This window comes from Streptomyces collinus Tu 365 (assembly GCF_000444875.1).
Classification (GTDB): Bacteria; Actinomycetota; Actinomycetes; order Streptomycetales; family Streptomycetaceae; genus Streptomyces; species Streptomyces collinus_A.
This window is the reverse complement of the sequence record NC_021985.1, coordinates 3,824,597-3,849,459: the sequence shown is the minus strand read 5'-3', so window position 1 is coordinate 3,849,459 and position 24,863 is coordinate 3,824,597. Positions and strand designations below refer to the sequence as shown.

22 protein-coding genes are annotated in these 24,863 nt (G+C 72.9%); 10 read left to right on the top strand and 12 right to left on the bottom strand.

Features of this window, described 5'->3' with window-relative positions; all coding sequences use genetic code 11:
- Positions 1 to 20: 20 nt before the first annotated feature.
- Complete coding sequence (locus B446_RS16620; protein WP_043475765.1) at positions 21 to 1,559, top strand: MFS transporter; 1,539 nt, start codon at positions 21 to 23, stop codon at positions 1,557 to 1,559.
- Between the two features lie 321 nt (positions 1,560 to 1,880).
- Here B446_RS16620 and B446_RS16615 read toward each other — a convergent pair whose 3' ends face one another.
- Positions 1,881 to 2,390, bottom strand: coding sequence for a MarR family winged helix-turn-helix transcriptional regulator (locus tag B446_RS16615; RefSeq protein ID WP_020940607.1), 510 nt, complete (start codon positions 2,388 to 2,390; stop codon positions 1,881 to 1,883).
- Positions 2,391 to 2,486: 96 nt separating this feature from the next.
- Between B446_RS16615 and B446_RS16610 the strand changes: the two genes are divergently transcribed.
- The 3 genes from B446_RS16610 (at position 2,487) to B446_RS16600 (ending at position 6,167) form a co-directional block, all read left to right on the top strand.
- Positions 2,487 to 3,275 carry a dioxygenase gene (locus B446_RS16610; RefSeq protein ID WP_020940606.1) on the top strand — a complete coding sequence of 263 codons (789 nt, stop codon included), beginning with the start codon at positions 2,487 to 2,489 and terminating at the stop codon, positions 3,273 to 3,275.
- Between the two features lie 479 nt (positions 3,276 to 3,754).
- Complete coding sequence (locus B446_RS16605) at positions 3,755 to 4,753, top strand: sigma-70 family RNA polymerase sigma factor (RefSeq protein ID WP_020940605.1); 999 nt, start codon at positions 3,755 to 3,757, stop codon at positions 4,751 to 4,753.
- Positions 4,754 to 5,276: 523 nt separating this feature from the next.
- Positions 5,277 to 6,167: a TetR family transcriptional regulator gene (locus B446_RS16600; RefSeq protein WP_419184157.1), complete on the top strand. Its 891-nt coding sequence runs from the start codon at positions 5,277 to 5,279 to the stop codon at positions 6,165 to 6,167.
- Positions 6,168 to 6,287: 120 nt separating this feature from the next.
- On the opposite strand, the gene B446_RS16595 is transcribed toward B446_RS16600, so the two are convergent.
- The gene (locus tag B446_RS16595) at positions 6,288 to 7,259 is read right to left on the bottom strand and encodes a helix-turn-helix transcriptional regulator (RefSeq protein WP_020940603.1); all 972 of its coding nucleotides are present in this window, start codon (positions 7,257 to 7,259) and stop codon (positions 6,288 to 6,290) included.
- Positions 7,260 to 7,321: 62 nt separating this feature from the next.
- Here B446_RS16595 and B446_RS16590 point away from each other — a divergent pair, with 62 nt between their 5' ends.
- The 5 genes from B446_RS16590 (at position 7,322) to B446_RS16570 (ending at position 13,705) form a co-directional block, all read left to right on the top strand.
- Positions 7,322 to 8,839 carry an MFS transporter gene (locus B446_RS16590; RefSeq protein WP_020940602.1) on the top strand — a complete coding sequence of 506 codons (1,518 nt, stop codon included), beginning with the start codon at positions 7,322 to 7,324 and terminating at the stop codon, positions 8,837 to 8,839.
- Positions 8,840 to 9,028: 189 nt separating this feature from the next.
- The gene (locus B446_RS16585; protein WP_020940601.1) at positions 9,029 to 9,790 is read left to right on the top strand and encodes a DeoR/GlpR family DNA-binding transcription regulator; all 762 of its coding nucleotides are present in this window, start codon (positions 9,029 to 9,031) and stop codon (positions 9,788 to 9,790) included.
- Complete coding sequence (gene pfkB / locus B446_RS16580) at positions 9,787 to 10,734, top strand: 1-phosphofructokinase (protein WP_020940600.1); 948 nt, start codon at positions 9,787 to 9,789, stop codon at positions 10,732 to 10,734. The genes B446_RS16585 and pfkB overlap by 4 nt, the downstream gene beginning before the upstream one ends.
- A gap of 392 nt (positions 10,735 to 11,126) precedes the next feature.
- A complete protein-coding gene (locus B446_RS16575; RefSeq protein ID WP_020940599.1) occupies positions 11,127 to 13,340 on the top strand; it encodes a PTS fructose transporter subunit IIABC in 2,214 nt (737 codons plus the stop codon).
- A gap of 110 nt (positions 13,341 to 13,450) precedes the next feature.
- Positions 13,451 to 13,705 carry a hypothetical protein gene (locus B446_RS16570; protein WP_020940598.1) on the top strand — a complete coding sequence of 85 codons (255 nt, stop codon included), beginning with the start codon at positions 13,451 to 13,453 and terminating at the stop codon, positions 13,703 to 13,705.
- A 207-nt stretch (positions 13,706 to 13,912) separates the two neighbouring features.
- Here the strand turns inward: B446_RS16570 and B446_RS16565 are convergent, their stop codons facing one another.
- The 4 genes from B446_RS16565 to B446_RS16550 form a co-directional block, all read right to left on the bottom strand.
- A complete protein-coding gene (locus B446_RS16565; RefSeq protein WP_020940597.1) occupies positions 13,913 to 14,659 on the bottom strand; it encodes a DUF6227 family protein in 747 nt (248 codons plus the stop codon).
- 157 nt (positions 14,660 to 14,816) lie between these two features.
- Complete coding sequence (locus tag B446_RS16560) at positions 14,817 to 16,037, bottom strand: L,D-transpeptidase (protein WP_020940596.1); 1,221 nt, start codon at positions 16,035 to 16,037, stop codon at positions 14,817 to 14,819.
- 199 nt (positions 16,038 to 16,236) lie between these two features.
- Positions 16,237 to 17,268 carry a P1 family peptidase gene (locus B446_RS16555; RefSeq protein ID WP_043475762.1) on the bottom strand — a complete coding sequence of 344 codons (1,032 nt, stop codon included), beginning with the start codon at positions 17,266 to 17,268 and terminating at the stop codon, positions 16,237 to 16,239.
- Between the two features lie 22 nt (positions 17,269 to 17,290).
- Complete coding sequence (locus B446_RS16550; RefSeq protein WP_020940594.1) at positions 17,291 to 18,544, bottom strand: low temperature requirement protein A; 1,254 nt, start codon at positions 18,542 to 18,544, stop codon at positions 17,291 to 17,293.
- Positions 18,545 to 18,638: 94 nt separating this feature from the next.
- Between B446_RS16550 and B446_RS16545 the strand changes: the two genes are divergently transcribed.
- On the top strand, positions 18,639 to 18,818 hold the full coding sequence (locus B446_RS16545) for a hypothetical protein (protein WP_020940593.1): 180 nt from the start codon (positions 18,639 to 18,641) through the stop codon (positions 18,816 to 18,818).
- Between the two features lie 19 nt (positions 18,819 to 18,837).
- Here the strand turns inward: B446_RS16545 and mscL are convergent, their stop codons facing one another.
- The 6 genes from mscL to B446_RS16515 form a co-directional block, all read right to left on the bottom strand.
- The gene (gene mscL / locus B446_RS16540; RefSeq protein WP_020940592.1) at positions 18,838 to 19,326 is read right to left on the bottom strand and encodes a large conductance mechanosensitive channel protein MscL; all 489 of its coding nucleotides are present in this window, start codon (positions 19,324 to 19,326) and stop codon (positions 18,838 to 18,840) included.
- A 138-nt stretch (positions 19,327 to 19,464) separates the two neighbouring features.
- Positions 19,465 to 20,112 (bottom strand): RcpC/CpaB family pilus assembly protein, encoded by a 648-nt coding sequence (locus tag B446_RS16535; RefSeq protein WP_078614724.1) that lies wholly within the window; start codon positions 20,110 to 20,112, stop codon positions 19,465 to 19,467.
- A gap of 155 nt (positions 20,113 to 20,267) precedes the next feature.
- On the bottom strand, positions 20,268 to 21,101 hold the full coding sequence (locus tag B446_RS16530; RefSeq protein ID WP_020940590.1) for an S-methyl-5'-thioadenosine phosphorylase: 834 nt from the start codon (positions 21,099 to 21,101) through the stop codon (positions 20,268 to 20,270).
- A 135-nt stretch (positions 21,102 to 21,236) separates the two neighbouring features.
- Positions 21,237 to 21,563: an FmdB family zinc ribbon protein gene (locus B446_RS16525; RefSeq protein WP_020940589.1), complete on the bottom strand. Its 327-nt coding sequence runs from the start codon at positions 21,561 to 21,563 to the stop codon at positions 21,237 to 21,239.
- A gap of 67 nt (positions 21,564 to 21,630) precedes the next feature.
- Entirely contained in the window at positions 21,631 to 22,929 is a 1,299-nt protein-coding gene (locus B446_RS16520) for an MFS transporter (protein ID WP_020940588.1), read from the bottom strand.
- 335 nt (positions 22,930 to 23,264) lie between these two features.
- Positions 23,265 to 24,818 (bottom strand): potassium/proton antiporter, encoded by a 1,554-nt coding sequence (locus tag B446_RS16515; protein ID WP_020940587.1) that lies wholly within the window; start codon positions 24,816 to 24,818, stop codon positions 23,265 to 23,267.
- Positions 24,819 to 24,863 lie beyond the last annotated feature (45 nt).

The window sequence follows — 24,863 nt, the reverse complement described above, 5'->3', positions numbered from 1 at the left end:
GTCCCGAAGTGGGTACCTCCATGTCCGAAACAGCCCTCAAGGCTCGCGGCGCCGCCGCTCCGAGCGGTGACGCCAACCGCTGGAAAGCGCTCGTCTTCATCGCGCTCGCCCAGCTGATGGTCGTCCTCGACGCCACCATCGTGAACATCGCCCTGCCCTCCGCCCAGCAGGACCTCGGCATATCCGACGGCAACCGCCAGTGGGTGGTCACCGCCTACGCCCTGGCCTTCGGCGGTCTGCTGCTGTTCGGCGGCCGCATCGCCGACCTGTGGGGCCGCAAGCGCGCGTTCGTGCTCGGCCTGGCCGGCTTCGCCGCCGCGTCCGCGCTCGGCGGTGCCGCGACCAGCGGGTCGATGATGTTCGGCGCCCGCGCCCTCCAGGGCGTTTTCGGCGCGCTGCTCGCCCCGGCCGCGCTCTCGCTGCTGGCCGTGATGTTCACCGACGCCAAGGAGCGCGCCAAGGCGTTCGGCATCTACGGCGCCATCGCCGGTGGTGGCGGTGCCGTCGGCCTGATCCTCGGCGGTTTCCTCACCGAGTACCTGGACTGGCGCTGGACCTTCTTCGTGAACGTCCCGTTCGCCGTCGTCGCGGCCGCCGGTGCCTACTTCGTCATCCGTGAGCCGGAGGGCGGCCGCAACCGCTCCCCGCTCGACATCCCCGGCGTGGTCCTGTCCACCCTGGGCCTGGTCTCCCTCGTCTACGGCTTCACGCGTGCCGAGAGCGACGGCTGGGGCGACGCCGTGACCGTCTCGATGTTCGTCGCCTCCGCGGTACTGCTGGTCGCCTTCGCCCTCGTCGAGTCGCGGGTCAAGGCCCCGCTGCTGCCGCTGCGCGTGGTGACCGACCGCAACCGTGGTGGCATCTACCTCTCCCTCGGCCTCGCGATCATCGGCATGTTCGGCCTGTTCCTCTTCCTGACCTACTACCTCCAGGTCGTGAAGGGCTACACGCCGGTCAAGACCGGCTTCGCGTTCCTGCCGATGGTGGCGGGCATGATCACCGGCTCCACCCAGATCGGCGCCCGGCTGATGACCCGGGTCCCGGCCCGCTTCCTGATGGGCCCCGGTTTCCTGGTCGCCGCGCTCGGCATGCTGATCCTGACCCAGCTGAAGATCGACTCGACGTACAGCACCCAGCTGCTGCCCGCGATGCTGCTGCTCGGCCTCGGTATGGGTACGGCGTTCATGCCGGCCATGTCGCTGGCCACCCAGGGCGTGCAGCCCCGGGACGCCGGTGTGGCCTCCGCGATGGTCAACACCTCGCAGCAGGTGGGCGGCGCGATCGGCACCGCCCTGCTGAACACGATCGCCGCGTCCGCGACCACCTCGTACATCACGGACCACATCGGCGGTGCCGCCGCCAGGCCGCAGCAGGAGCTGGTCAAGCTCCAGGGCATGGTGCACGGCTACAGCACCGCGATCTGGTTCGCCGTCGGCATCCTGGCGCTCGCCTCGGTGATCGCCTTCACCTTCGTCAACGCGGGCCGGCCGGGCAGCACCCCGGTCGCCTCCGGCGAGGGCGTCGAGGACGAGCTGCCGGTGCCGGTGGTGGCCCACTGATCCCGGGTCTTAACCCGCTGACCGCAGACTCTGGCCCGCTGACCGCAGGCTCTGGCCCGCTGACCCCGGCTCTGGCCCACTGACCCCGGCTCTGGCCCGCTGACCCCGGGCGCCGGGCCGCTGGCCCGGACCGACCCGTGGTTCGCCGGGCCGGGGTCTTCGGCCCGGGACCCGGCCCCCGGTCTTCGGCCCGAGACCCGGCCTCTAATCTCCGGCCCGGGGCCCGATCCGTGGTCTTCGGCCCGGCCCCGGCCCCGGACCCGGGCCTGGTCCGCTGACCCAGCCCCGGTCCAGGCGCGGACCGGAGCTGACAACGGGCCGCTAGCGGAGCCAGGGCAGGTCCGCACCCGCTTCGTTGGGCTGAAGGCCCTCGGCGACGATCTCCATGATCTCGCCGAGGGCCTTCTGCTGTTCCGGGGTGAGCCGTTCGAACAACGCCTGCCGTACGGCGGCCACATGGCCCGGCGCGGTCCGGCGCAGCACCTCGGCGCCCTCGTCGGTGAGCACCGCGAACTGGCCCCGCTTGTCGGACGGGCAGTCCTCGCGGCGGACCCAGCCGCTCTTCTCCAGGCGGGCGATCGCGTGCGACAGCCGGGAGCGGGTGATCTTCGACAGCATCGCCAGCTCCGTCATCCGCAGCCGGCGGCGCGGCGCCTCGGCGAGGCTCACGAGCAGGCCGTAGTAGATGTGCGGCATGCCCGCGTCGCGCTGGAGCTGCCGGTCGAGGTGGTCCTCCAGGAGGGTGGTGGCGTGCAGGTAGGCGCGCCAGACGCGCTGCTCCTCGTCGGTGAGCCAGCGGTGCCGGCCTGCGGAGTCCGTTGCCCTGTTCATGGGTCCCACTGTACGAGCCGTCTCCTTGAAAGTTGAACAAGTCGGGCGTAGGCTGTGCCGGAAAGCTTGAGAGTTAAAACATCTGGAGTCGCCGTCATGTCCGCCGCCACCCAGGAACGCATGCCCGCGCTGTACCTCAGCCACGGCGCCCCGCCTCTCGCCGACGACCCGGTCTGGCCCGGTCAGCTCGCCGCCTGGTCCGCCGACCTGCCGCGCCCCAAGGCCATCCTGATGGTCTCCGCCCACTGGGAGGAGGCGCCCCTCGCCCTCGGGGCCACGCACACCGTCCCCCTCGTCTACGACTTCTGGGGCTTCCCCGAGCACTACTACCAGGTGCGCTACGCCGCCCCGGGCGCCCCTGAACTGGCCGACTCCGTGCGCAAGTTGCTGCGCGCCCCCGGCATGCCCGTCCAGGACATCCCCGACCGGGGCCTCGACCACGGCGCCTACGTCCCGCTGGTCGAGATGTTCCCGGCCGCCGACATCCCGGTGCTGCAGATCTCCATGCCCACCCTCGACCCGGTCCGGCTGATGGACATCGGGCGCAAGCTCGCCCCGCTGCGCGATGAGGGCGTGCTGATCGTCGGCTCCGGCTTCTTCACGCACAACCTGGCCGCCCTGCGGCACGCGGGCGGCGTGCCGAGCTGGTCCTCCGAGTTCGACGACTGGGGCAGGCGGGCCCTGGAGGCCCGGGACTGGGACGCCCTGCTCGACTTCCTCCACAAGGCGCCGGCCGGCCGCTACGCCCACCCGCGCACCGAGCATTTCGCCCCGCTGTTCGTGACCATGGGCGCGGCGGAGGCGGGCGGCCGGCCGAGCGCGCACCGGTCGGTGATCGACGGGTTCTGGATGGGAATGGCGAAGCGGTCGGTGCAGTTCGACTGACGGGCGGACCGGGCTGGGCCGTGGGGGGCGGGTCCGTCCGTGACGGTCGGTGGGCGCCGATGGGCGCCGATGGCTGGGCCGGGGGGTGTCCCCCTGGCAACCTTCGGGCCGCTGACGTCGTCTTCCGGGGTGGGAGCGGTCAAGGGCGGCGCTCCTCGGTGGTGACGACCGCTGTACGGAACGTGATGACCGTCTCATCCACGCAGTGACCCCAGGGGATGCCGAGGCTGCCGGTACCGGCCTCGACTCCCGCCCTGACCTGCACCTCTGTACGTCCGTACGACCTCACGGATCACTGTGCGGCCGACAGGGTACTGCATGATCAGAAAAATAGAGGGACGGGTTGGGAATTCTGTCCGGATTCCAGTCGTTGTTTCCCACGGATGCAGGGCACTCGAGGAGAGTCCCCAGAGACAGTTTCCGGAGAGCCGAGCGTTCACAAGGACCACCCGCCAGCCCACCATCGCAAGGGAGCACGCATGGCAACCCGTGCCGTCGCCCGTCGTAAGACCGCCTCCGGCGAGACGGTCGACTCGGCAAGCAGTGTTCGCGCCCATGGCGGCGAGATCGCCGACCGCGACCTGGTCGGCATGTACCTCGACGAGATCGCGCGTACGCCGCTGCTCGACGCCGCCAAGGAGGTCGAGCTGTCCCAGACCATCGAGGCGGGTGTGTTCGCGCGGCAGGTCCTCGACGGCGAGGAGGAGTCCGCCACGGACGCCACCCGCGAGGAGCTGGAGTCCCTGTTCGCCGCCGGCGAGCGGGCCAAGGACGTCTTCATCCGCTCCAACCTCCGCCTGGTCGTGGCGGTGGCCCGGCGCTATCCGCGCAGCGGCCTGCCGCTCCTCGACCTCATCCAGGAGGGCAACGCCGGTCTGGTGCGCGCCGTCGAGAAGTTCGACTACCGCAAGGGCTTCAAGTTCTCCACGTACGCCACCTGGTGGATCCGTCAGGCCATCACCCGTTCCATCGCCGACCAGTCCCGCACGATCCGGCTCCCCGTCCACCTGGTGGAGGAGCTGGGCCGCATCCGCCGCGTGCAGCGCGAGTTCAACCGCGAGCACGGGCGTGAGCCGGAGCCCGCGGAGATCGCCGCCGAGCTGGGCTCGACGCCGGAGCGCGTGACGGACGTGCTCGACTGGTCCCGTGACCCGGTCTCGCTGAACATGCCGGTGGACGACGAGGGCGAGACGCAGTTCGGCGACCTGCTGGAGGACACCTCCGCGGTCTCCCCGGAGCAGTCGGTCCTCACCCTGCTGCGCAGCGAGGAACTGGACGACCTGATCGGCCGTCTGGACCAGCGCACCGCGTCCATCATCAAGATGCGCTACGGCATCGACGACGGCCGCGAGCGCACGCTGACCGAGGTCGGCAAGGAGCACGGCCTGACCCGCGAGCGCATCCGGCAGATCGAGAAGCACGCGCTGCTGGAACTGAAGAAGCTGGCCCGCCAGACCGGCTTCGACGCGGCGGCGTAACCGGGGGTACGGCACCGCGGTGCGCGTGCGCCGTGGCGAAAGACGGCGCAAACATGGCGCGGTACCGTCGCTTCAAGGCGCGGTCCCGAGGGAAAAACCATTCCGGGCCCCGCAGCAGGGGTCCTGGACCGCACTCCCCGCCCCGCGCACCCACCCCCACATCCGGCCGGCCGCACCTGGTCCGGCCGGGCGAGTGAGCCACGTCCTGACGCGACCCCCCCAGCGCCGGGACGTTCCCGAGCCGGGCTCGGCGCCCCACCCCCCCCTGGGCGCCGGGTCCGGCTTCTTCGTGCTGCCGAGACCCGGAGCCGGGTGCCGCGGCCTTCGTACGGTGGCCTTCGCGCCGCGGCCTTCTTACGGCAGGCTTCGCGCCGCGGGCTTCGTGCTGCCGGGGCGGGTTCGCGGCGCGATGATGAGGTCGCCGGGCGGTCTCCCGCGGGTGGAGTGGTGGGCCACCCCGTACCTGAACCACGGGGTGGCCCGCCGGATGGCAGATTCTGCCACACCGGCATAGCCTGCCGAGGTGAGCACCCCCCGTACTGCCGGCAACACCGCCCACCAGCACGTTCCCGTGTCTCCCGCGGCGTCCCTCACCGAACGCCGCAAGGCGGAGACCCGCATGGAGATCGCCCGCGCGGCGGCGGCCCTCTTCGTCCGCCAGGGCCTGCGCGCCACCCGCGCCGAGGACATCGCCCAGGCGGCGGGCATCGCCCCGCGCACCTTCTACCGCTACTTCGCCTCCAAGGAAGAGGCGGTGGCCCCGCTGTACGCGGCCGGCGCCGAGCGCTGGACCGAGGCCGTCCGCGCAGCCCCGGCCTCCCTCGGCGTCCTGGAGGCCCTGCGGCACGCGGTCCGCGAGACCCTCACCCCCGGTTTCGGCGTCTCGGCGTCGGCCTGGGAGTGGGTGCGCACCCTCATCCGGCTGGCCGACGCCAGCCCCGCCCTGCGCAAGGTCTGGGCCGAGGTCTGCCAGGCGGAGGAGGGGGCGCTCGCGGAGATCCTGGCCCACCGGCTGTCGACGCACGCGAGGCAGGCGGCGGCCGTAGGAGAGGTCGCCGCCTCTGCCGGAACGAGCCGCACCGACGGATGCGAGGACACTCGCGACAACGTTTCCCACCCGGAGCCGCACCCCTCCCCGGACCCGCACCCGGCCCCAGACGCAGACCCGACCCTGCCTCCGAACCCGAACCCGAACCAGGACCCGAACCCGAACCCGAACCAGGACCCGGCGGCCCCCGCCTCCGCCCCGCCCCGCCTGCGCTTCGCCGCGGCGGTCGCGGGGGCGGCGATCCGGGTCGCCGTCGAGTCCTGGGCCGCCACCACCGAGCCGCCCACGGGCGCCAACGGCCCGGCGACGCTCGCCCTGCACAACCTCGACGCCTTGGCTCACTTCGCCTGGGAGGAGGCCGACTAGCCCCAGGTGACGTCCAGTTGCCCCCATGCGATCGCGCGGCTCACCGGGCCGCACTGCCCGGCGCGGCTCACCGGGCCGCACTGCCCGGCGCGGCTCACCCGGCCGTCCCACCCGCACAGTTCACCCGGCCGCCCCACCCGCGCGGCTCAGCCGGTCGCCCAGTTTCCGTGCGCAGGCCGCCAGTTCGGCCGGTGATCGTACGGTGAACTCGAAGCCCACCATGGCCAGGCGCACCGCCAGCCACTCCGGTTGGTCCCCGCCCGCGCCGCGCAGTACGCAGCCGCCCTCCCCGTCCGCCTCCGGTGCGCCGAGCCACTCCGGCAGTCGTGCGGACACCGTCTCCACGGGGGCGGCGAACCGGACCTCGAACTCGTACCGGTCCTGCCGTTGCCCGATGGACCGGCGCAGGTACTCCGCCGCGCCGCCCTCCGGCAGTTCCCGCGGTGCGAACCGCACCCCGGTGGCGAACGGTTCCCGCACCCGGTCGACCCGGAAGGTGCGCCAGTCCTCCCGGTCGAGGTCGTAGGCGACGAGGTACCACCGGCGCCCGGTCGAGACGAGCCGGTGCGGCTCGGTCAGCCGCCGGGTCTCACCGCCCTCCTTGTCCCGGTAGGCGAAGCGCAGCCGCTCCCGGCCCGCCACCGTCGACGCCATCAGGGTCAGCGTCTCCGGCGCGATGCTCGCCCCGTCCCCGCTGGTCAACGGGGTCGTCGCGGCCTGCAGTGTGGACACCCGATGCCGCAGCCGGGCCGGCAGCACCTGCTCCAGCTTCGCCAGCGCACGCACCGACGCCTCGTCCACGCCCTCCACCGCGTGCCCGGCACCGGCCCGCAGGCCGACCGCGATCGCCACCGCCTCCTCGTCGTCGAGCACCAGTGGGGGCATCGCCTTGCCCGCGACCAGCCGGTACCCGCCGTCCGCGCCCATCGTGGCCTGCACCGGGTAGCCCAGTTCCCGCAGCCGGTCGATGTCCCGCCGGACGGTACGGCGGGACACCCCGAGCCGGTCGGCGAGCTCGCCGCCGGGCCACTCGCGCGGCGTCTGGAGCAGGGAGAGCAGCTGGAGGAGCCGTGCCGGAGTGTCCGTCGTCATGCCTACGAGGATGGCGTACCACTAGGACATGATCTGACCTACTGGGGTCCTAGCTTGGACGCATGACCTCCACGGAACCAACCCTCAGCACGCAGCAGGTACCGGGCGACCGCCGCCGCTGGTTCGCGCTCGCGATCGTCATGGCGGCGGCCTTCATGGACCTCGTCGACGTCACGATCGTCAACATCGCGATCCCCTCGATCCAGCGGGACGCGGACGCCTCGCTCAGCCAGATCCAGTGGATAACCGCGGGGTACGCCCTGGCCTTCGCCGCCGGCCTGATCACCGGTGGCCGTCTCGGCGACATCCACGGCCGCCGCCGGCTGTTCCTCGTCGGCATCGGCGGCTTCACCCTGGCCTCCGCGCTGTGCGGGTTCGCCGCGAACCCGGAGATGCTGGTCGCCTCCCGCCTCCTCCAGGGCGGCATGGCGGCGATGATGGTCCCGCAGGTCCTGTCCATCGTGCACGCCACCTTCCCCGCCCACGAACGCGGCAAGGTCTTCGGGCTGTTCGGCGCGGTCGTCGGCCTCGGCGCGGTCTCCGGGCCGCTGCTGGGCGCCCTGCTGACGGAGTGGAACCTGTTCGGTCTCGAATGGCGGCCGATCTTCCTGATCAACCTGCCGGTCGGCGTCGTCGCCTTCCTGCTCGGCCGTCGCTACATCACCGAGTCCCGCGCGCCGAAGGCACTGAAGCTGGACCTGGTCGGCGTCGCCCTCGTGACCCTCGGCCTGCTGATGCTGCTCTACCCGCTCACCCGCGGCCGTGAGCTGCACTGGCCGCTGTGGGGCCACCTGTGCATGGCGGGCGCGCTCGTGGTGTTCGCGGCGCTGGTGGCCTACGAGCGGCGCAAGGCGGCCCGCGACGGCTCCCCGCTGATCGAGCTGTCGCTGTTCAAGGTCAAGAGCTTCGCCGCCGGCATCGCCGTGCAGACCGTCTTCGGGGTCGCGCTCGGCATCTTCTTCCTGGTCTGGACGCTGTACATGCAGTTCGGCCTCGGCTGGAGCCCGCTGCGGGCCGGCCTGACCGGCGTGCCGTTCTCGCTCGCGGTGTCCACGGCGGCCGGGATGTCGGTGCAGAAGCTGGTCCCGCGGTTCGGCCGCAAGGTGCTCCAGGCGGGCGCGCTGGTGATGGCGACGGGTGTGCTCCTCTACATCTGGGAGGCCCACCGGTACGGCCTCGCCATCGCCTCCTGGCAGATGGCCCTCCCGCTGGTCGTCATGGGGGCCGGCATGGGGCTGATCGTCGCCCCGCTGACGGACGCGGTGCTCTCGGAGGTCCCGCGCGAGCACGCCGGATCGGCGTCCGGTCTCATCAACACCGTGCAGCAGATGGGCAACGCGCTCGGCCTCGGGCTGGTCTCCGTGGTGTTCTTCGGGGTGATCGGCGACCGGCTGACGCGCGCCCAGGTGGGTCCGGCCTTCGTGCACGCCTTCCAGCACGCGCTGTGGTGGGTCGCCGCGGTCCTGGGCGTGATCTTCCTGCTGATGTCCGCCCTTCCGAAGCGTCCGGCGCAGCACGTGGAGGGCGCGGCGGACGACGAGGTCCCGGCGACCGAGCGGGATCCCGAGCTGGTGGGCTGAGACCGGCTGGCAGGACGGGGGCCCGGCACCGCACAGGTGCCGGGCCCTTCGTCGTGCGGCCGGACACACGGACAGGCCCGAAAGTCCGTTCATGCCCGATTCAAATCCGAACCTGTTTACTTTCCGAAAATCCGGGCGTAGCCTCGAATCGAAACCACACGTTCGGGCATGACTCGGAGGCGAACAGACATGTACGCACCGGAGCGGCAGCAGGAGATCCTCCGGATCGCCCGGGACGGCGGCCGGGTGGACGTGCTGTCGCTGGCCGAGGAGTTCCAGGTGACGGCGGAGACGATCCGCCGCGACCTGAAGGCCCTCGACCGCGCCGGCCTGGTGCGCCGGGTGCACGGGGGCGCCATCCCGGCCGGACGCCTCGACTTCGAGCCCGACCTCGCCGAACGCGAGTCCACCGCCGCCGACGAGAAGGACCGCATAGCCAAGGCGGCCCTCGCCGAACTGCCCGTCGAGGGCACCCTGGTCCTCGACGCCGGTACGACCGTGGCCCGCCTGGCCGCGGCCATCCCGCTGGAGGCATCCCTCACCGTCGTCACCCACAGCCTGCCGATCGCGGCCCGCCTCGCCGACCACCCGGGCATCCAGCTCCACCTGGTCGGCGGCCGGGTACGGCACCGTACGCGCGCCGCCGTCGACGCCTGGGCGCTGCGCGCCTACGCCGAGATCCGCGCCGACGTCGCGTTCGTCGCCGCCAACGGCTTCTCCGTGGAGCACGGTCTGACCACCCCCGACCTCGCCGAGGCGGCGGTCAAGCGCGCGGCCGTCACCGCCGCCCGCCGTGTCGTGCTGCTCGCCGACTCCGCCAAGCACGGCCAGGAGCACTTCGCCCGCTTCGGCGGCCTGAACGACGTGGACCTGCTGATCACCGACAACAGGCTGAGCCCCGAGGACAGCGCCGCCATCGAGCGCGGCGGCACGGAAGTGGTGCGCGCATGATTCTCACCGTCACCCCCAACCCCTCCCTCGACCGCACCTACGAGGTCCACGCCCTGGAGCGGGGCGAGGTCATCCGCGCCGAGACCGAGCGCACCGACCCGGGCGGCAAGGGCGTGAACGTCTCGCGCGCCGTCGCGGCCGCCGGCCGGCGCACGGTCGCGGTGCTGCCGCTGGGCGGCGCGGCGGGAGCCCTCGTCGCCGAACTGCTCGACGCCCAGGGCATCGAGGTCGCACCGGTGGCGATCGCCGGGACCACCCGGTCCAACATCGCGCTCGCCGAGGTGGACGGGGTGCTGACGAAGATCAACGCCCCGGGTCCCGAGCTGTTGCCCGCCGAGCAGGAACTCCTTCTGGACACCGTCCGCGCGCAGTCCCCGGGCGCCGGCTGGATCGCCTGCTGCGGGAGCCTGCCCCGCGGGCTCGCCCCCTCCTGGTACGCCGATCTCGTCGTCCGGGCGCACGCGGCGGGCGTCCGCATCGCCCTGGACACCTCGGGGCGCGCGCTGCTCGAAGCGCTGCGCGCGCGGCCGGACGTGGTGAAGCCCAACGCCGCGGAACTCGCGGAAGCGGTCGGGCGCCCCCTGGCGACCGTGGGCGACGCGGTGAAGGCGGCCGAGGAACTGCGCGGCATGGGTGCGCGGGCCGTGCTCGCGAGCCTGGGTGCCGACGGGCAGTTGCTCGTGGACGGCGCCGGTACCTGGTTCGGCAGCGCCCGCGTGGACGACGTACGCAGCAACGTGGGCGCGGGCGACTCCTCCCTCGCCGGCTTCCTGGTCGCCGGCGGCAGCGGCCCTGAGGCCCTGGCCTCCGCCGTCGCCCACGGCGCCGCCGCCGTCCGGCTCCCCGGGAGCGTGATGCCCACCCCGGCCGACCTGGACCCGGCCGCGGTCACTGTCACGGACGACATCCCGATGGACCGCGAGCTGACGGAGCCGGTGTCATGAACGCCGGGGCCGCACCGGGCCTGACCGGACACGGGGCTCCGCTCGGCTTCGTGGACCCGCTCGGACCAACCGCCCCCGAAAGGCGAGGACTCCCCGACCTCGCCTCCACCGGACCCGGCCTCGCCCCCGCTGGGCCAGGACCTGTCTCCGCCGGACCCGGCCTCGCCTCCGCCGGAATCGGCCCCGCCTCCATCGGACCCGGATCCGCCTCCGCTGGGCCAGGACCCGTCTCCGCCGGACCCGGCCTCGCCTCCGCCGGGTCAGGCTCCGTCTCCGCCGGACCCGGCCCCGTCTCCGCCGGACCCGGGCCCGCCGTCCGTCCCCGCAGCATCCCCGTCCCCACCCCCGCCCACCTCACCCCCCCGGGCGATACGCGTGCAGAGGAGCCCGCGATGAGCGACATGATCACCGCGGACCTGGTCGATCTCGACCTGTCCGCCGACACCAAGGAAGCGGCGGCGCGTGCCCTCGCCGAGCGCATGGTGAGCCTGGGCCGGGTGACCGACCTGGAGGGCTTCCTCGCCGACGTCGCCGCCCGCGAGGCTCAGATGCCGACCGGCCTGGACGGCGGCATCGGCATCCCGCACTGCCGCAGCGCCCACGTCACCGAGCCGACGCTCGGCTTCGGCCGCAGCTCCGCCGGGATCGACTTCGGCGCTCCCGACGGCCCGGCCGACCTGATCTTCCTGATCGCGGCTCCGGCCGGCGCCGACGACGCGCATCTGACGATCCTCTCCTCGCTGGCCCGGCAGCTGATGAACACCGAGTTCACGGACGCGCTGCGGTCGGCGGGGGACGCACGGACCGCGGCCGCGCTGATCCGCGGGGAGGACGCGCCCGCCGCCACGGCCCCGGGCGCCGCAGAAGACACCGCCGCGGCGTCGGGGGCGGCCTCCGCCGACGCCGCGGCGGGCAGCACCGCGCAGGACACGGCCGCACCGGCACCGACACCGACAGCGGCACCCGCGGCCGTACCGGCTCCGGCTGGTCCGGCGGCGGCCGCCCAGACCGCTGACGCCACGGCGGGTGCCACGGAGCGCACCGGGGCCGGTGCCGCCGAGGGCCCGGCCGGCGGGTCCGGTGCCGGTGCCGGTGAGCGGCCGTTCCGGGTCGTCGCCGTCACTTCCTGCCCGACCGGTATCGCCCACACCTACATGGCGGCCGAGTCCCTGGAGAACGCGGGCCGCGAGGCCGGCGTCGAGGTCCTCGTCGAGACACAGGGCTCGGCCGGCTTCACCCGGCTCGACCCCGCGGTGATCGCTGCGGCCGACGGCGTGATCTTCGCGCACGACGTCCCCGTACGCGACAAGGACCGCTTCGCGGGCAAGCCGACGGTCGACGTCGGGGTGAAGGCGGGGATCAACCGCGCCGCCGAGCTGATCGGCGAGGTGCGCGGCAAGGCCGAGCGCGGCGAGGCCACCTCGGGCGCGGCACCCGCCACCCCCGTGGAGCGGGCCGGTGACTCCACCGAGGGCTACGGCACCAAACTGCGCAAGTGGCTCATGAGCGGTGTGAGTTACATGGTGCCGTTCGTCGCCGCCGGCGGTCTGCTGATCGCCCTCGGCTTCGCGATCGGCGGCTACACCGTCAACAAGGCACCCTCGGTGATGGACCACTTCCTGTGGACCCAGGCCGACAGCTGGGGCGCGCTGCTGTTCCAGATCGGTGTGGTGTCCTTCGGGTTCCTGGTCCCGGTCCTGGCCGGGTACATCGCCTACGGCATGGCCGACCGCCCCGGACTCGTCCCCGGCTTCGTCGGCGGTGCGATCGCCCTGACCATCAACGCCGGGTTCCTGGGCGGTCTGGTGGCCGGTCTGGTCGCCGGTGGGGTGGTGATGGCGATCCAGAGGGTGCGCATCCCGGCGGCCCTGCGCGGCATCATGCCGGTGGTGGTGATCCCGTTGATCTCCTCGGCGATCGTCGGGTTCCTGATGTTCGTCGTCATCGGCAAGCCCATCGCGTCCGCCCAGAAGGGCATGACCGACTGGCTGAACGGCCTCACCGGCACCAACGCGATCCTGCTCGGCGCGCTGCTCGGCCTGATGATGTGCTTCGACCTCGGCGGTCCGGTGAACAAGGTGGCCTACACCTTCGCCACCGCCGGCATCGCGGTCGCCAGCCCGAGCGACTCCGCGATGAAGATCATGGCCGCGGTGATGGCGGCGGGCATGGTCCCGCCGCTGGCGATGGCCCTGGCCACGACCGTCCGCGGCCGGCTCTTCACCCAGACCGAGCGCGAGAACGGCAAGGCCGCCTGGGTGCTGGGCGCCTCCTTCATCTCCGAGGGCGCCATCCCGTTCGCCGCCGCCGACCCGCTGCGGGTCATCCCGTCCGCGATGGTGGGCGGTGCCCTCACCGGCGCCCTGTCGATGACCTTCGGCGCCACCCTGCGCGCCCCGCACGGCGGCATCTTCGTGGTCCCGCTGATCGGCAACCCGTTCTTCTACCTGATCGCCATCGCGGCGGGCGTGTGCGTCACCACCGCCCTGGTCGTCGTCCTCAAGGGCATGCGCAAGCAGGCCCCCGAGGCCGCGGCCGCCGGCACCGACCCCGCCGCGGGCCCGGCCACGGCGGCGCGGGAGGCCGAGCACACGGTGGCCGCCTGACGGCACCGCCGCCCCTTGTCCCTTTGGCGCACTGTGAGTTGTTCACGGCACCTGCGAGATACGTCACGGTCCGGGACCAAAGTCCCGGACCGTGGTGTGTACTGGGGCGTATGCCTGAGCACGTCTCGACTCTTCAGCTGATCGGCCTGGCCGCGCTCACCGTGGCCGGGCTGGCCTGGGCCGTCGTGGTGATGCGCCTGCTGCGCCGTGCCCGCGTCGAGGCCGTCGCCGAATGGCGGGCCGCGGCCGTGCTGCCGGCTCTGCCGGAACAGCCCAAGGCCGGTCCCGCGCGCGAGTCGGTCGAGCTGACCCCGGCCGAACAGGACGCCTTCGCGGGCCTGATACGCCGACTCGGCGACCGCTGATCGGGCGGCCGCCGACCGCACGACCGCCGATCGGACGGCCCGTTGAACCCCGGCCCTGACTCCCGTCCGCTGATCGGGTGGTCCGTCGAGTTCCGGCCCTGGCTCCCGTCCGCTGATCTGGCGGCCCATTGAGCCCCGGCTCCGGCTCCGTCCGCTGATCGGGTGGTCCGTCGAGGACCCGCCCCGGCTCCGTCCGCCGACTGCCCGCTAGGACCGCCGGGCCGCGCGCCGGTCCATGGCCTCCCGGGCCGCGTCCTCCGTCGCGTAGACCTCGCACATGTGCCGTCCGTCCGGGGTCGCCGTGTGCTCGACCTCCCACAGCGAGATCTCCCGGCCGTCGGGCAGCAGGAACGCGTGCTCGTACAGCGCGAAGCTCAGCCCGGCGCGGGCGGACCGCCCGGACCGGCCGAACGCCTGGGTGATCTGGTGGGCGGCCGCCGTCGCCAGCAGCGCCGCCGTCTCCGCGCCCGGCCGGTCGGGGTTCTCCGCCCGGCGCAGCAACCGGCGGGCGTGGTCGGCGGAGTCGTCCGGCGCGAAGACGTGCCGGGGCTCGGGGACCGCCCAGAGCTGCGTCAGCGCGGGCAGCTCGAAGTCCGGCGCCTCCGGCGGCAACGGGAGCCGGGAGGTGGCCGCGTGCAGCTCCTCCTCGTCCACGTACACCTCGTGCTGCGCGTCGCCGCCCGGGGCGGTGTTGTGCACCAGCTCCCAGAGGGTCACCGGCGAGCCGTCCGCCAGCAGCCAGGTGTGCCGGTACGTCTCGCGGTGCAGGCCCGCGCTGTGATGGGCGGAGAGCAGGCAGCCGTCGTGCGCCAGCGCGCAGTCGAGCCGCCGTATCACCTCGTCGGGGAGCTCGAAGGAGTTCAGGGCACGGCCGAGAAGCCGCGCGAGATGCTCCTCCGGAGACTCCGGCGACTCGGCTGGTTCGTACGCTGCCGTCTCGTACGGAACGCTCAAGGCTTCTCCCGGCGTTGCTGCATGTCACCTGGTGGGTGCATACCGTAGCCCCTCGGTCGGACATCATGTCCCCGAACCGAGAAAACGTATGCCCGGAAAACGCGGGGGCCGCGCGAGAAGTTCCCGCGCGGCCCCACGTACCGTCAAAACCCGCCGGTCAGACGGCGCTTCCCGCGGTCCAGGCGCTCCACGCCATGTTCCAGCCGTTGAGCCCGTTGTCCGGCGAGACCGTCTTGTCCGGGGAGTTCTTCACGATCACGACGTCCCCGATGAGCGAGTTGTCGTAGAACCACTTGGCCGTCGTGGCGCCCTGCGCGCCCTGCACGTCCGCCAGGCCCACGCAGCCGTGGCTGGTGCCCTCCCGGCCGAAGGGCGGGTTGCCCTTGTTGTACCAGTAGTTGCCGTGGATGAAGGTGCCGGACGAGGTCAGGCGCATCGCGTGCGGCACGTCCGAGATGTCGTACTCCCCGCCGAAGCCGACCGTCGAGCCGTTCATCCGGGTCTGCGTGAACTTCTCGGAGATCACCATCTGCCCGTTGTACGTGGTGTGCTGCGGGCTGCCCGCGGAGATCGGCACCGTCTTGAGCGTCCTGCCGTCGCGCACCACCGTCATGGTCTGCGTGCGGGCGTCGACCGTGGACACCTGCGCGCGCCCGACCGTGAAGGACACCGTCTTCTTCTGCACCCCGTAGACGCCGCTCGCACCCCGCACGCCGTCCAGGTCGATCCTCATCGTGACCTTGGAGCCGGCCTTCCAGTACTCCTGCGGCCGGAAGTCCAGCCGCCGGTCCCCGAACCAGTGCCCGACGACCTGCTGGCCGCTGCTGGTGCCGACCGTGATGTGCGACTGCACGGCCTTCTTGTCGGTGATGGACTTGTCGAAGGTGAACGACACCGGCATGCCCACGCCGACCGTGGTGCCGTTGTCCGGGGTGTAGGTGCCGATGAAGCTGTTCGCCGTGGTGACGGTGGTGAAGATGGAGTTGGCCGCCGCGGTGTGCCCGGTGGCGTCCTTCGCGGTCGCGTCGATCTCGTACTTGGTCCCGCGCTCCAGCTGCGCCTTCGGCTTCCAGCTGCCGCCGTCGGCCGATATCGCCCCCGGCACCGCCTGCCCGGATCCCGCCACGGTCATCTTCACGTCCGTCAGCTTCCCGCCGCTGACCTTCACGCCGGTCGCGTTGATGGACGCGTTCGTCGCCCCGTCCTTCGCCGAGATCGTGATCGTGGCCGCCGACGTCTGCGACGACTTGCCGCCGCCCTTGCCGTTGTCGTCGGTCGCGTTGGCGTCGCCGCCGCAGGCGGTGAGGGTCAGGCTGCCGGCCATCAGGGCGGCACAGGCCAGCAGTGCGCGCCGCGCTGCGAGGTCCGGCGTAGTCACGGGCTGCTCCAGGTTCGTGTGAGGTGGGTGATCCGCTCCAGTGCGTGGGAAGAGAGGGACACGGCCCGGGGGAAGGTTCCACCTCGGGCCCGAGAACGCCGTTGCGTGACAGAACCGCGACAATCAGGACCCCTTCGGGTCCTTTCACCACCCGGTTTTCACCACCCGGCTTCCGCCACCCGGGGTGCCTGCCGGGCGCCTACCGGCCGTCGCCGTACAGCTCCCGGTACGACGGCCACGCTCCGCCCGGCCCCTCGACCGGCTCGGCGGCGCGCACGGCACGGACGATCGCCCGGGTCACCAGGTCCGCGCCCGCCGCCAGGATCTCGTTGAGCGCCGACGGGTCCGCGGTGGCGAGCGGCCGCGCGCCCGTCGCCAGCGCGAACACCGTGTCGCCGTCGTGCAGCAGGTGCACCGGCCGTACGGCGCGTGCGATGCCGTCGTGCGCCGTGCCCGCCGTCTTCTGCGCCTGCGCCTTGGTGAGGTCGGCGTCGGTCGCCACCACCGCGAGCGTCGTGTTCAGCGGCGGGAGCGGGGTGCGGGAGGCCACTTCGTCGAGGCGCCGGCGCGCGGCCTCGTGCACGGCCCGCTCCGGGTAGGCCACCCGGCCCTGGAAGAACTCCCCGTACAGCGCCCCCGTCTGCGGGTCGGCCACCGCGCCCGCGGAGTTCACGACCACCAGGGCCGCCACGGTGATCCCCGAGCCGAGGACCGTGCTCGCGGTCCCCACCCCGCCCTTGAGCCGCCCCGCCACCGCGCCCGTGCCCGCGCCCACGCACCCCTCGGGCACGGCCGCGCCCGGCGCGCCGGCCGCCGCGTCCTCCACCGCCGCGCGTCCCGTCGCCGCGTCCGGCCGGGCCTGGAAGTCCCCACCGCGCCCCAGGTCGAAGACACACGCGGCCGGGACCACCGGTACGACGTGCGCCGGACCCGGCCCGACCCGTACCCCGCGCCCCCGCTCCTCCAGCCAGGCCATGACGCCCGACGCCGCGTCGAGCCCGTAGGCGCTGCCGCCGGTCAGCACGACGGCGTCCACCCGCTGCACCACGTTGCGCGGGTCGAGGGCGTCGGTCTCCTTGGTACCGGGGCCGCCTCCGCGCACGTCCACCGCGGCGACGGCTCCGCCCTCCGGCGCGAGGACCACCGTGGTGCCGGTGAGCCGGCCCTCCCCGGTCCGGGTGGCGTGACCCACCCGCAGCCCGGCGACATCCGTCAGAGCGTCAACTGTCATGGGGCCAGTCTGGCCCACCCCCTCACGGTGTCAGGGGAGTTCGGCGGGCCGGCTCCGCCTCGTCCGCGTGCCGTCGGCGGAAGGCCCCGCGGGCCGTCAGCGTGACCCCGGCCACCACAGCGGCCGCCGTCACGAGCCCCGCCGCCAGGACCGCCCAGGAGCCCAGGAAGGTGCAGCAGACCACCAGCAGCGCGGTCCCGGGAAGCACCAGTTGCTGGGCGATGCCCACCTTGAAGTGCCGCGCGTGCAGCGCCCACACCGTCAGCAGGTACAGCGCCGTCGGCAGGGTCACCGCCGCCGAGGCGGCCAGTGCCGAGATGTGCGCCTTGCCGACCGCCTGCTCCACCGCCACCTCCAGACCCGCGCCGATCGCGGCGGCCGAGGCGAAGATCGGATAGTGGCCGTAGCCCCACAGGAACGCCTGCGCGTTGGACCGCAGATGATCGTGGATGGGCACCACGAAGTAGATCCACCACGCCGAGAAGACGATCAGCAGGCCGCCCGCCGCGATCGGCAGCAGCTCGCCCAGCGCGTCGTGCTCGTCCACCGCCGACTTCACGGCGACCGTCGCCGCGGCGATCGTCTCGCCCAGCACGATGATGGTGAACAGGCCGTACCGCTCGGCGATGTGGTGCGGATGCCAGGACGTCTCGTGGTGCCGCTCCGCGAACAGCGGCACGCACAGCTCCACGACCGCCATCACCACGAAGGCCCAGACCCGGGCGGGACCGGGCAGCAGCACCAGCCCCAGCCAGCCGACCTGGCACAGCAGCACACCACCCGCGTATCTGACCGCGGCGGTCCGCTCCGCCCCCTCGGCCGACCGCGCCGCTCTCAGCCACTGCGCGACCATCGCCAGCCGCATGATCGCGTACCCGAGCCAGACCACCAGGTAGTCGTGCTGCTGGAACGCCCGCGAGACACCCGCGGCCAGCACCAGCACGCCGGCGATCTGAACCAGGGTCACGACCCGGTAGAGCGCGTCGTCGTTGTCGTACGCCGAGGCGAACCAGGTGAAGTTCATCCACGCCCACCAGATGGCGAAGAACACCAGCGCGTAGTTGAGGATCCCCTCGCCCGGGTGCCCCTCGGCCACGGCGTGCACGAGCTGCGCGCCGGCCTGGGCGACGGCCACGACGAAACACAGGTCGAAGAGGAGCTCGAGCGGTGACGAGACCCGGTGCGCCTCATGGCGGCCGCGCGCGGTGAGCCGCCGCAGGGGACCCTCGGACTGCGCGCCCGGTGAGGCGGGCGCCGGAGCGGAACTCGACGTCATGCTCCCCAGGACAGCAGAAATCCCCGGCGAAATCTTGTGAACGCATTCACAAGGGCTGTGCCCGCCCTTGGGGCCCGCGCCGTACCCTTGACGCATGAGTACAGCCCCCGCCCCCGAGCCGCGCGACCCGAAGACGGCGCTGGTCTTCGACGACCCGCTGAGCCAGCAGTCCTCGGACGACACCGACGGCGGGTGGGGCGAGCGCCCGGACGGCCGCGACAGCGCCGCCGACCTCAAGCGCTTCCTCGACGAGAAGCCGCCCCACCACATCTGAGCCGCCCGGGGCGGCCCCGCTAGCGGGTGTCGCGCTCCGTCCCGCGCTCCGTCCCGCGCTGCGCGAGCAGCGCGTCGCGGATCTCCTTGAGCACCTCCAGCTCGGTCACCTCGATGACCTCCTGCGTGCCCATCCGCGCCTTCTTGCGGGCCTCCTGCCGCGCCAGGTACTTCGACATGGGCAGGACCATCAGGAAGTACACGACGGCCGCAGTGATCACGAACGTCAGCGTGGCGCCGATGACCGTGCCCCACAGGATCGGCACACCGTTCTTGACGGACCCGTCCGGGTTCACCGCGCACGGTGCCTGCAGGCAGGAGTAGTAGTGGTCCAGGTTCTGCGTGCCGATCGCTCCGACCAGCGGGTTGATGAGCCCCTTCACCACCGAGTTGACGATGTTCGTGAAGGCGGCGCCGATGACCACCGCGACTGCCAGATCGACGACGTTCCCGCGCATCAGGAAGGCTTTGAAGCCCTGCCAGACGCTCGGTTCCTTCTTCGCGCTCACCTCGGGGACTCTCCTCGTATGCACAGGCTGTGGAACGAAACGCTCCGCAACCTACGCCACCATGCCGCCGTCCTGTCGGATTCCGGGGCTCGGTCGGGCGACAGCGCGGCGCGTCGCCGTGCGCACGGCCAGGGCCGGTCAGCACAGCGTCACCGCGAGCCGGGCCGTGGCACTCGCGCCGACGAGCGGGGCCGCCGAGCCGCGCGGCACCGTGAGCACGACCAGCGCCCCGCCTCCGTCCGAGCCCCCGCCCGTGCCCTCCGCGCCCTCCCCGGATTCCGGCACCTCTCTCACCCGCACCCCGCGGGCCAGCACCCGGGCCTCGCCCCCGGTCGCCGGATCCCCGGCGGCGATGACGTCCACCCGGTCGCCGGGCCGGAGCAGCCGGACGGTGGCGGCGTCGGCGATCCGCACCGGCGCCGTCACCATGTCCTCCGCCCGGTGGTGCCGTCCCGGCGGCTCCGCGACCGGCCGGCCCGGGGCGCGGGCGGAGTGGGTCGGCGGCGCGCCGGTCCGCGGACCGGCCGCGACGAGCGCCGCGGCGGTCACGGCCAGGCCGGCCGCGAGGGCGCGCCCTCGCCGGTGTGCCAGCCGCTGCAACCGGTACCGGCCGCCGCGCACCCGCACCGGACCGAACGGCGGGACCTCACAGGTCGCCGGGGCGTCGGTGCCCGGCGGACGCGGCAGACGGAACGGAACCGGCCCGTGCGCGGGCGACGGGGAAGGAGAGGCAGCGCGAGCGGGGGAGAGGGCGGGAGGCGTCGGGGACGACGAGGTCGAGGGCATGGGGTGTCACCACCTGCGACGAGGGCCTGGGCTTGCCCTGCCACGATGGCGCCCCGCGCCGATCCCCGCCGGGGCCTGTGCACTACCCGCCGGTTGTGGAAAACCCCGCCCCCCGAACCGGTGAACCCCGTCGGCGGCCCACCGGGACGAGACGACTACGGCAGGGGGAAGCCCGGGTCCATCCCGCCGAGCGCGTTCACACACGGGCAGTCCCGCGCCGCGGTCTCCGGCAGTGCCGCCACCGCGTCGAACAGCACGCCGCGCAGCCGGTCCACGTTCGCCGCGAACACCCGCAGCACCTCCTCGTGCGAGACGCCCTCACCCGTCTCGGCGCCCGCGTCCAGGTCGGTGACCAGGGTCAGCGAGGTGTAGCAGAGCTCCAGCTCACGGGCGAGCGCCGCCTCGGGGTGGCCCGTCATGCCCACCACCGACCAGCCCTGCGCCTGGTGCCATAGCGATTCGGCTCGGGTCGAGAAGCGCGGGCCCTCGACCACGACCAGCGTGCCGCCGTCCACCGGCTCCCAGTCCCGTCCGCGCGCCGCCTTCAGCGCGGCGGCCCGCCCGGAGGGGCAGTAGGGATCGGCCATGGACACGTGCACCACGTGCGGCACCGTGCCGTCGGGCAGGGGGAGTCCGTCGAAGTAGGTCCCGGTCCGGGACTTCGTCCGGTCCGCGAACTGGTCGGGCACGAGCAGGGTGCCCGGGCCGTACTCGGGGCGCAGCCCGCCCACCGCGCAGGGGCCGAGGACCTGCCGGACGCCGACCGAGCGCAGGGCCCAGAGGTTGGCGCGGTAGTTGATGCGGTGGGGCGGCAGGTGGTGGCCGCGGCCGTGCCGGGGCAGGAAGGCGACCCGCCGGCCGGCGATCTCGCCGAGGAAGAGGGAGTCGCTGGGCTGCCCGTAGGGGGTGTCCACCTGGACCTCGGTCACGTCGTCGAGGAACGAGTAGAAACCCGAGCCCCCGATCACGCCGATCTCTGCGTTCGCCATGACGAGCACACTAGTCGCCCGCCGCACCGGCGGGGAGGCGTGCCCGGGTACGCCTCGGGCACCGGCGTGCGGGCGTGCCCCGGGTACGCCTCAGGCCCCGCCGTCGTAGGACGGCGGGGCCCGGGAAGCGGGACGTCAGGCCGCGGAGCTGCTGGAGGAGCTCGACGACGAGGACGACGAGCTCGACGACGCCGACGAGGTCGAGGAAGCCGACGCGGAGGACGACTTCGAGTCGGACGACGACGAGCCGGCCGGCTTGGAGGCCGGGCTGCTGCTCGACGTGGAGCCGCGGGAGTCGTTGCGGTAGAAGCCGGAGCCCTTGAAGACGATGCCGACGGCGGAGAACACCTTCTTCAGGCGGCCACCGCAGTTGGGGCACTCGGTCAGGGCGTCGTCGGTGAACTTCTGCACCGCCTCGAGGCCCTCGCCGCACTCGGTGCACTGGTACTGGTAGGTCGGCACTGTCTTCCTCCTGGCACTCTCACTCGATGAGTGCTAACGACGATCCATAGTGACGTATTCCAGGGCTTCAGTCCACCGTCACCGGTACGCGGTGACCGACGCCACGCGCGACGGTCCGGTTCCGAGCCGGGGGGACCAGCCGTGAACGCAGGGCGACGAGGGTGGCCAGAGCGAGCAGGGTGCCGGCCATCGGCACCAGGAACCCGGCGCCGTCCCACAGCCGGTCCTCCAGCTGTCCGGCGACCGTGACGGCGGCCGCCTGGCCCAGCGCCACGGCGCCGGTCAGCCAGGTGAACGCCTCGGTGCGGGCCCCGGCCGGCACCAGGCCCTCGACCAGGGTGTAGCCGGTGATCAGGGCCGGGGCGATGCACATGCCGACCAGCAGGCCGAGCCCGGCCAGGAGCAGGACCGAGTGCGCCGTCCACAGCGCGGCCGCGGTCAGCGCGAGCCCCGTGTAGCCGACGAGCAGGCGCCGCTGCGGGGCCGCCTTCCAGGCGATGGCGCCGCAGACGATGCCGGAGAGCATGTTGCCCGCGGCGAAGACGCCGTACAGGACGCCGTTCAGACCGGGCTCGCCGATCGACTCGGTGAACGCGGCCAGCCCCACCTGCATGCCGCCGAAGACGGACCCGATGCCGAGGAACGTCACGATGAGGACCCGCACGCCCGGGACGCGCAGCGCCGAGGTGTGCTCCACGCGCGCGTGGCCGCCCTCGGCAGCGCTCACCGGGGGCTGCGTGCTCTTCTGCGCGGCGAACAGCAGGCCGCCGACGAGGGTGAGCGCGGCCTCGGTCACCAGGCCGGCGGACGGGGTCACCGTCGTGCACAGCGCGGTCGCCAGCAGCGGCCCGAAGACGAAGGTCAGCTCGTCCGTGACGGACTCGAAGGCCGCCGCGGTGCTCATCAGGGGCGAGCCCTGGAGCCGGACGCCCCAGCGGGCGCGCACCATGGGGCCGACCTGCGGCACCGAGGCGCCGGTCGGGACGGCGGCCGCGAACAGCGCCCACAGCGGTGCGTGCGCCAGCGCGAGTGCCGTCAGGGAGAGACCGGAGACCGTGTGCACCAGGACACCGGGGATCAGGACGGCGCGCTGCCCGTAGCGGTCGGCGAGACGGCCGCTGTAGGGCGCGAACAGCGCCATGGAGACACCGGTGGCGGCCGCGGCGGCGCCGGCGGCGCCGTACGAGCCGGTGGTGTGCTGGACGAGCAGCACGATGGAGATGGTGAGCATCGCGAACGGCTGGCGTGCCGCGAAGCCGGGAAGCAGGAACGTCCAGGCGCCGCGGGTGCGCAGCAGCTGTCCGTAGCCCGGCCGGGGGGAGGACTGCGGGTTCTCCGCCGCCTCGCTGGTGACCGTGGACGCCACGGCCCGTGCCTTTCTACCGCCTGGTAGCGCGCCCGTGCGGGGGCGCCGAGAGCTGTCCTCTTGCGCGGAACTGCGGTAGATACCGGGGCCACTGCCAGGGGCGTTCCGGCCGCCATACGGTCGCGCCAGCTCTGCGTCAGGCAGAGTTGGTTCGATCAGGGTGCGCCTTCATCCTACAGGGATCAAGGGCTTGTGCCCCTGTGAAAAGGCGCACCCCGGGGCGCGTGCGCCTGGGAAGGCAGCGGGTGCGCACCTTCGACGAGCCCGACGCGGCGCGAGCCCGCCCGCCGACAGCGCCTGGACCGCGACGTGGGCGGCGACGGGCTCGGCGTATCTCAGCGTGAGCCCGCGCCGCTCGTCCCGAGCCAGTCGGCCAGCTTGCCGCCGTGGGCGACGGCGCGCAGCCGCCGTTCCGCGGCGTCGCGGACCGGGTCGGTGGCCACGACGAGGAGTTCGTCGGCGTGCCGCAGCACCGTCGTGGGCAGCGGAACGAACGACTTCCCCTCCCGCACGACCAGCGTGACGGCGGCTCCGGGCGGCAGCCGCAGCTCGTTGACCTCGACGCCGTTCATCCGGGAGCCCTCGGGGATGGAGACGGACAGCAGGTGCCCGCGCAGCCGCTCCAGGGGCGCCGACTCGATGCCCAGGTCGGACGCCTCGCCCTGCTCGCCGAGCCGCAGCGTGCGGGCCAGCCAGGGCAGCGTCGGGCCCTGGATGAGGGTGTAGACGACGACCAGCACGAAGACGAGGTTGAAGATGCGCCGGCTGCCCGCGACGCCGTTCACCATGGGGATGGTCGCCAGGATGATGGGGACGGCGCCGCGCAGGCCCGCCCACGACATCAGGACCTGCTCCTGCCACGGCACCCGGAACGGGGCCAGGCTGAAGACCACGCTCAGCGGGCGCGCGACCATGGTCAGCACCAGCCCGATGACCAGCGCGGGCAGGATGTCGTCGCCCAGCTCGTGCGGGGTGACCAGCAGGCCGAGCACGACGAACATGCCGATCTGCGCGATCCAGCCGAGCCCCTCGGCGAAGCCGCGGGTGGCGGGCCAGTGCGGCAGCTTGGCGTTGCCGAGCATCATCGAGGCCAGGTAGACGGCGAGGAAGCCGCTGCCGTGCGCCAGGGCGCCGTCGGCGTAGGCGGTGACGGCGATGGCCATCACGGCGATCGGGTACAGACCCGAGGCGGGCAGCGCCACGCGCCGCAGTGCCCAGGACCCGATCCAGCCCACCGCGAGCCCGACGGTGGCTCCGATGGCCAGCTCCAGGGCAATCTCGCCGACCAGGGTGTACCAGTGCTCGACCGGGCCCGCCTGGGAGAAGGCGACGACCAGGATGACGACCGGGGCGTCGTTGAAGCCGGACTCCGCCTCCAGGGTGCCGGTCACGCGCGCGGGGAGCGGGATGCGCCGCAGCACGGAGAAGACCGCCGCCGCGTCCGTCGACGACACCACGGCCCCGATGATGAGGGCCTGCCGCCAGTCCAGCCCGACCAGGTAGTGGGCGCCGGCCGCCGTGACGCCGACGCTGACCGCGACTCCCGCCGTCGCCAGGACCGAGGCGGACGACAGGACCGGCCGGACCTCCTTCCACTTCGTGCCCAGACCGCCCTCGGCGAGGATCACGACCAGGGCCGCGTATCCCATCACCTGGGTCACTTCGGCGCTGTTGAAGTGGATGTGCCCGATGCCGTCCTGGCCCATGAGGACGCCGATCCCCAGGTAGACGAGCAGGCTGGGGAGCCCGCTGCGGGAGGAGATCCGGACCGCCGCGACGGCGACGAGCAGGACGAGGGAGCAGACGAGCAGGAGCTGGTTGAGGTGGTGGACAGTCAGCGGCGGTTCCCTTCCTTGGCCCGCGCGGGGCACGCGCGGGCTCGCGTACACAAGACCCGAGGCTGCGGCGCACCGCACCCAAGTACTTCGTTACCT

Coding starts and splice junctions, on each gene's coding strand:
- B446_RS16620 (WP_043475765.1), top strand. CDS start 21: ATGTCCGAAACAGCCCTCAAGGCTCGCGGCGCCGCCGCTCCGAGCGGT.
- B446_RS16615 (WP_020940607.1), bottom strand. CDS start 2,390: ATGAACAGGGCAACGGACTCCGCAGGCCGGCACCGCTGGCTCACCGAC.
- B446_RS16610 (WP_020940606.1), top strand. CDS start 2,487: ATGTCCGCCGCCACCCAGGAACGCATGCCCGCGCTGTACCTCAGCCAC.
- B446_RS16605 (WP_020940605.1), top strand. CDS start 3,755: ATGGCAACCCGTGCCGTCGCCCGTCGTAAGACCGCCTCCGGCGAGACG.
- B446_RS16595 (WP_020940603.1), bottom strand. CDS start 7,259: ATGACGACGGACACTCCGGCACGGCTCCTCCAGCTGCTCTCCCTGCTC.
- B446_RS16590 (WP_020940602.1), top strand. CDS start 7,322: ATGACCTCCACGGAACCAACCCTCAGCACGCAGCAGGTACCGGGCGAC.
- B446_RS16585 (WP_020940601.1), top strand. CDS start 9,029: ATGTACGCACCGGAGCGGCAGCAGGAGATCCTCCGGATCGCCCGGGAC.
- pfkB (WP_020940600.1), top strand. CDS start 9,787: ATGATTCTCACCGTCACCCCCAACCCCTCCCTCGACCGCACCTACGAG.
- B446_RS16575 (WP_020940599.1), top strand. CDS start 11,127: ATGAGCGACATGATCACCGCGGACCTGGTCGATCTCGACCTGTCCGCC.
- B446_RS16570 (WP_020940598.1), top strand. CDS start 13,451: ATGCCTGAGCACGTCTCGACTCTTCAGCTGATCGGCCTGGCCGCGCTC.
- B446_RS16555 (WP_043475762.1), bottom strand. CDS start 17,268: ATGACAGTTGACGCTCTGACGGATGTCGCCGGGCTGCGGGTGGGTCAC.
- B446_RS16550 (WP_020940594.1), bottom strand. CDS start 18,544: ATGACGTCGAGTTCCGCTCCGGCGCCCGCCTCACCGGGCGCGCAGTCC.
- B446_RS16545 (WP_020940593.1), top strand. CDS start 18,639: ATGAGTACAGCCCCCGCCCCCGAGCCGCGCGACCCGAAGACGGCGCTG.
- B446_RS16535 (WP_078614724.1), bottom strand. CDS start 20,112: ATGCCCTCGACCTCGTCGTCCCCGACGCCTCCCGCCCTCTCCCCCGCT.
- B446_RS16530 (WP_020940590.1), bottom strand. CDS start 21,101: ATGGCGAACGCAGAGATCGGCGTGATCGGGGGCTCGGGTTTCTACTCG.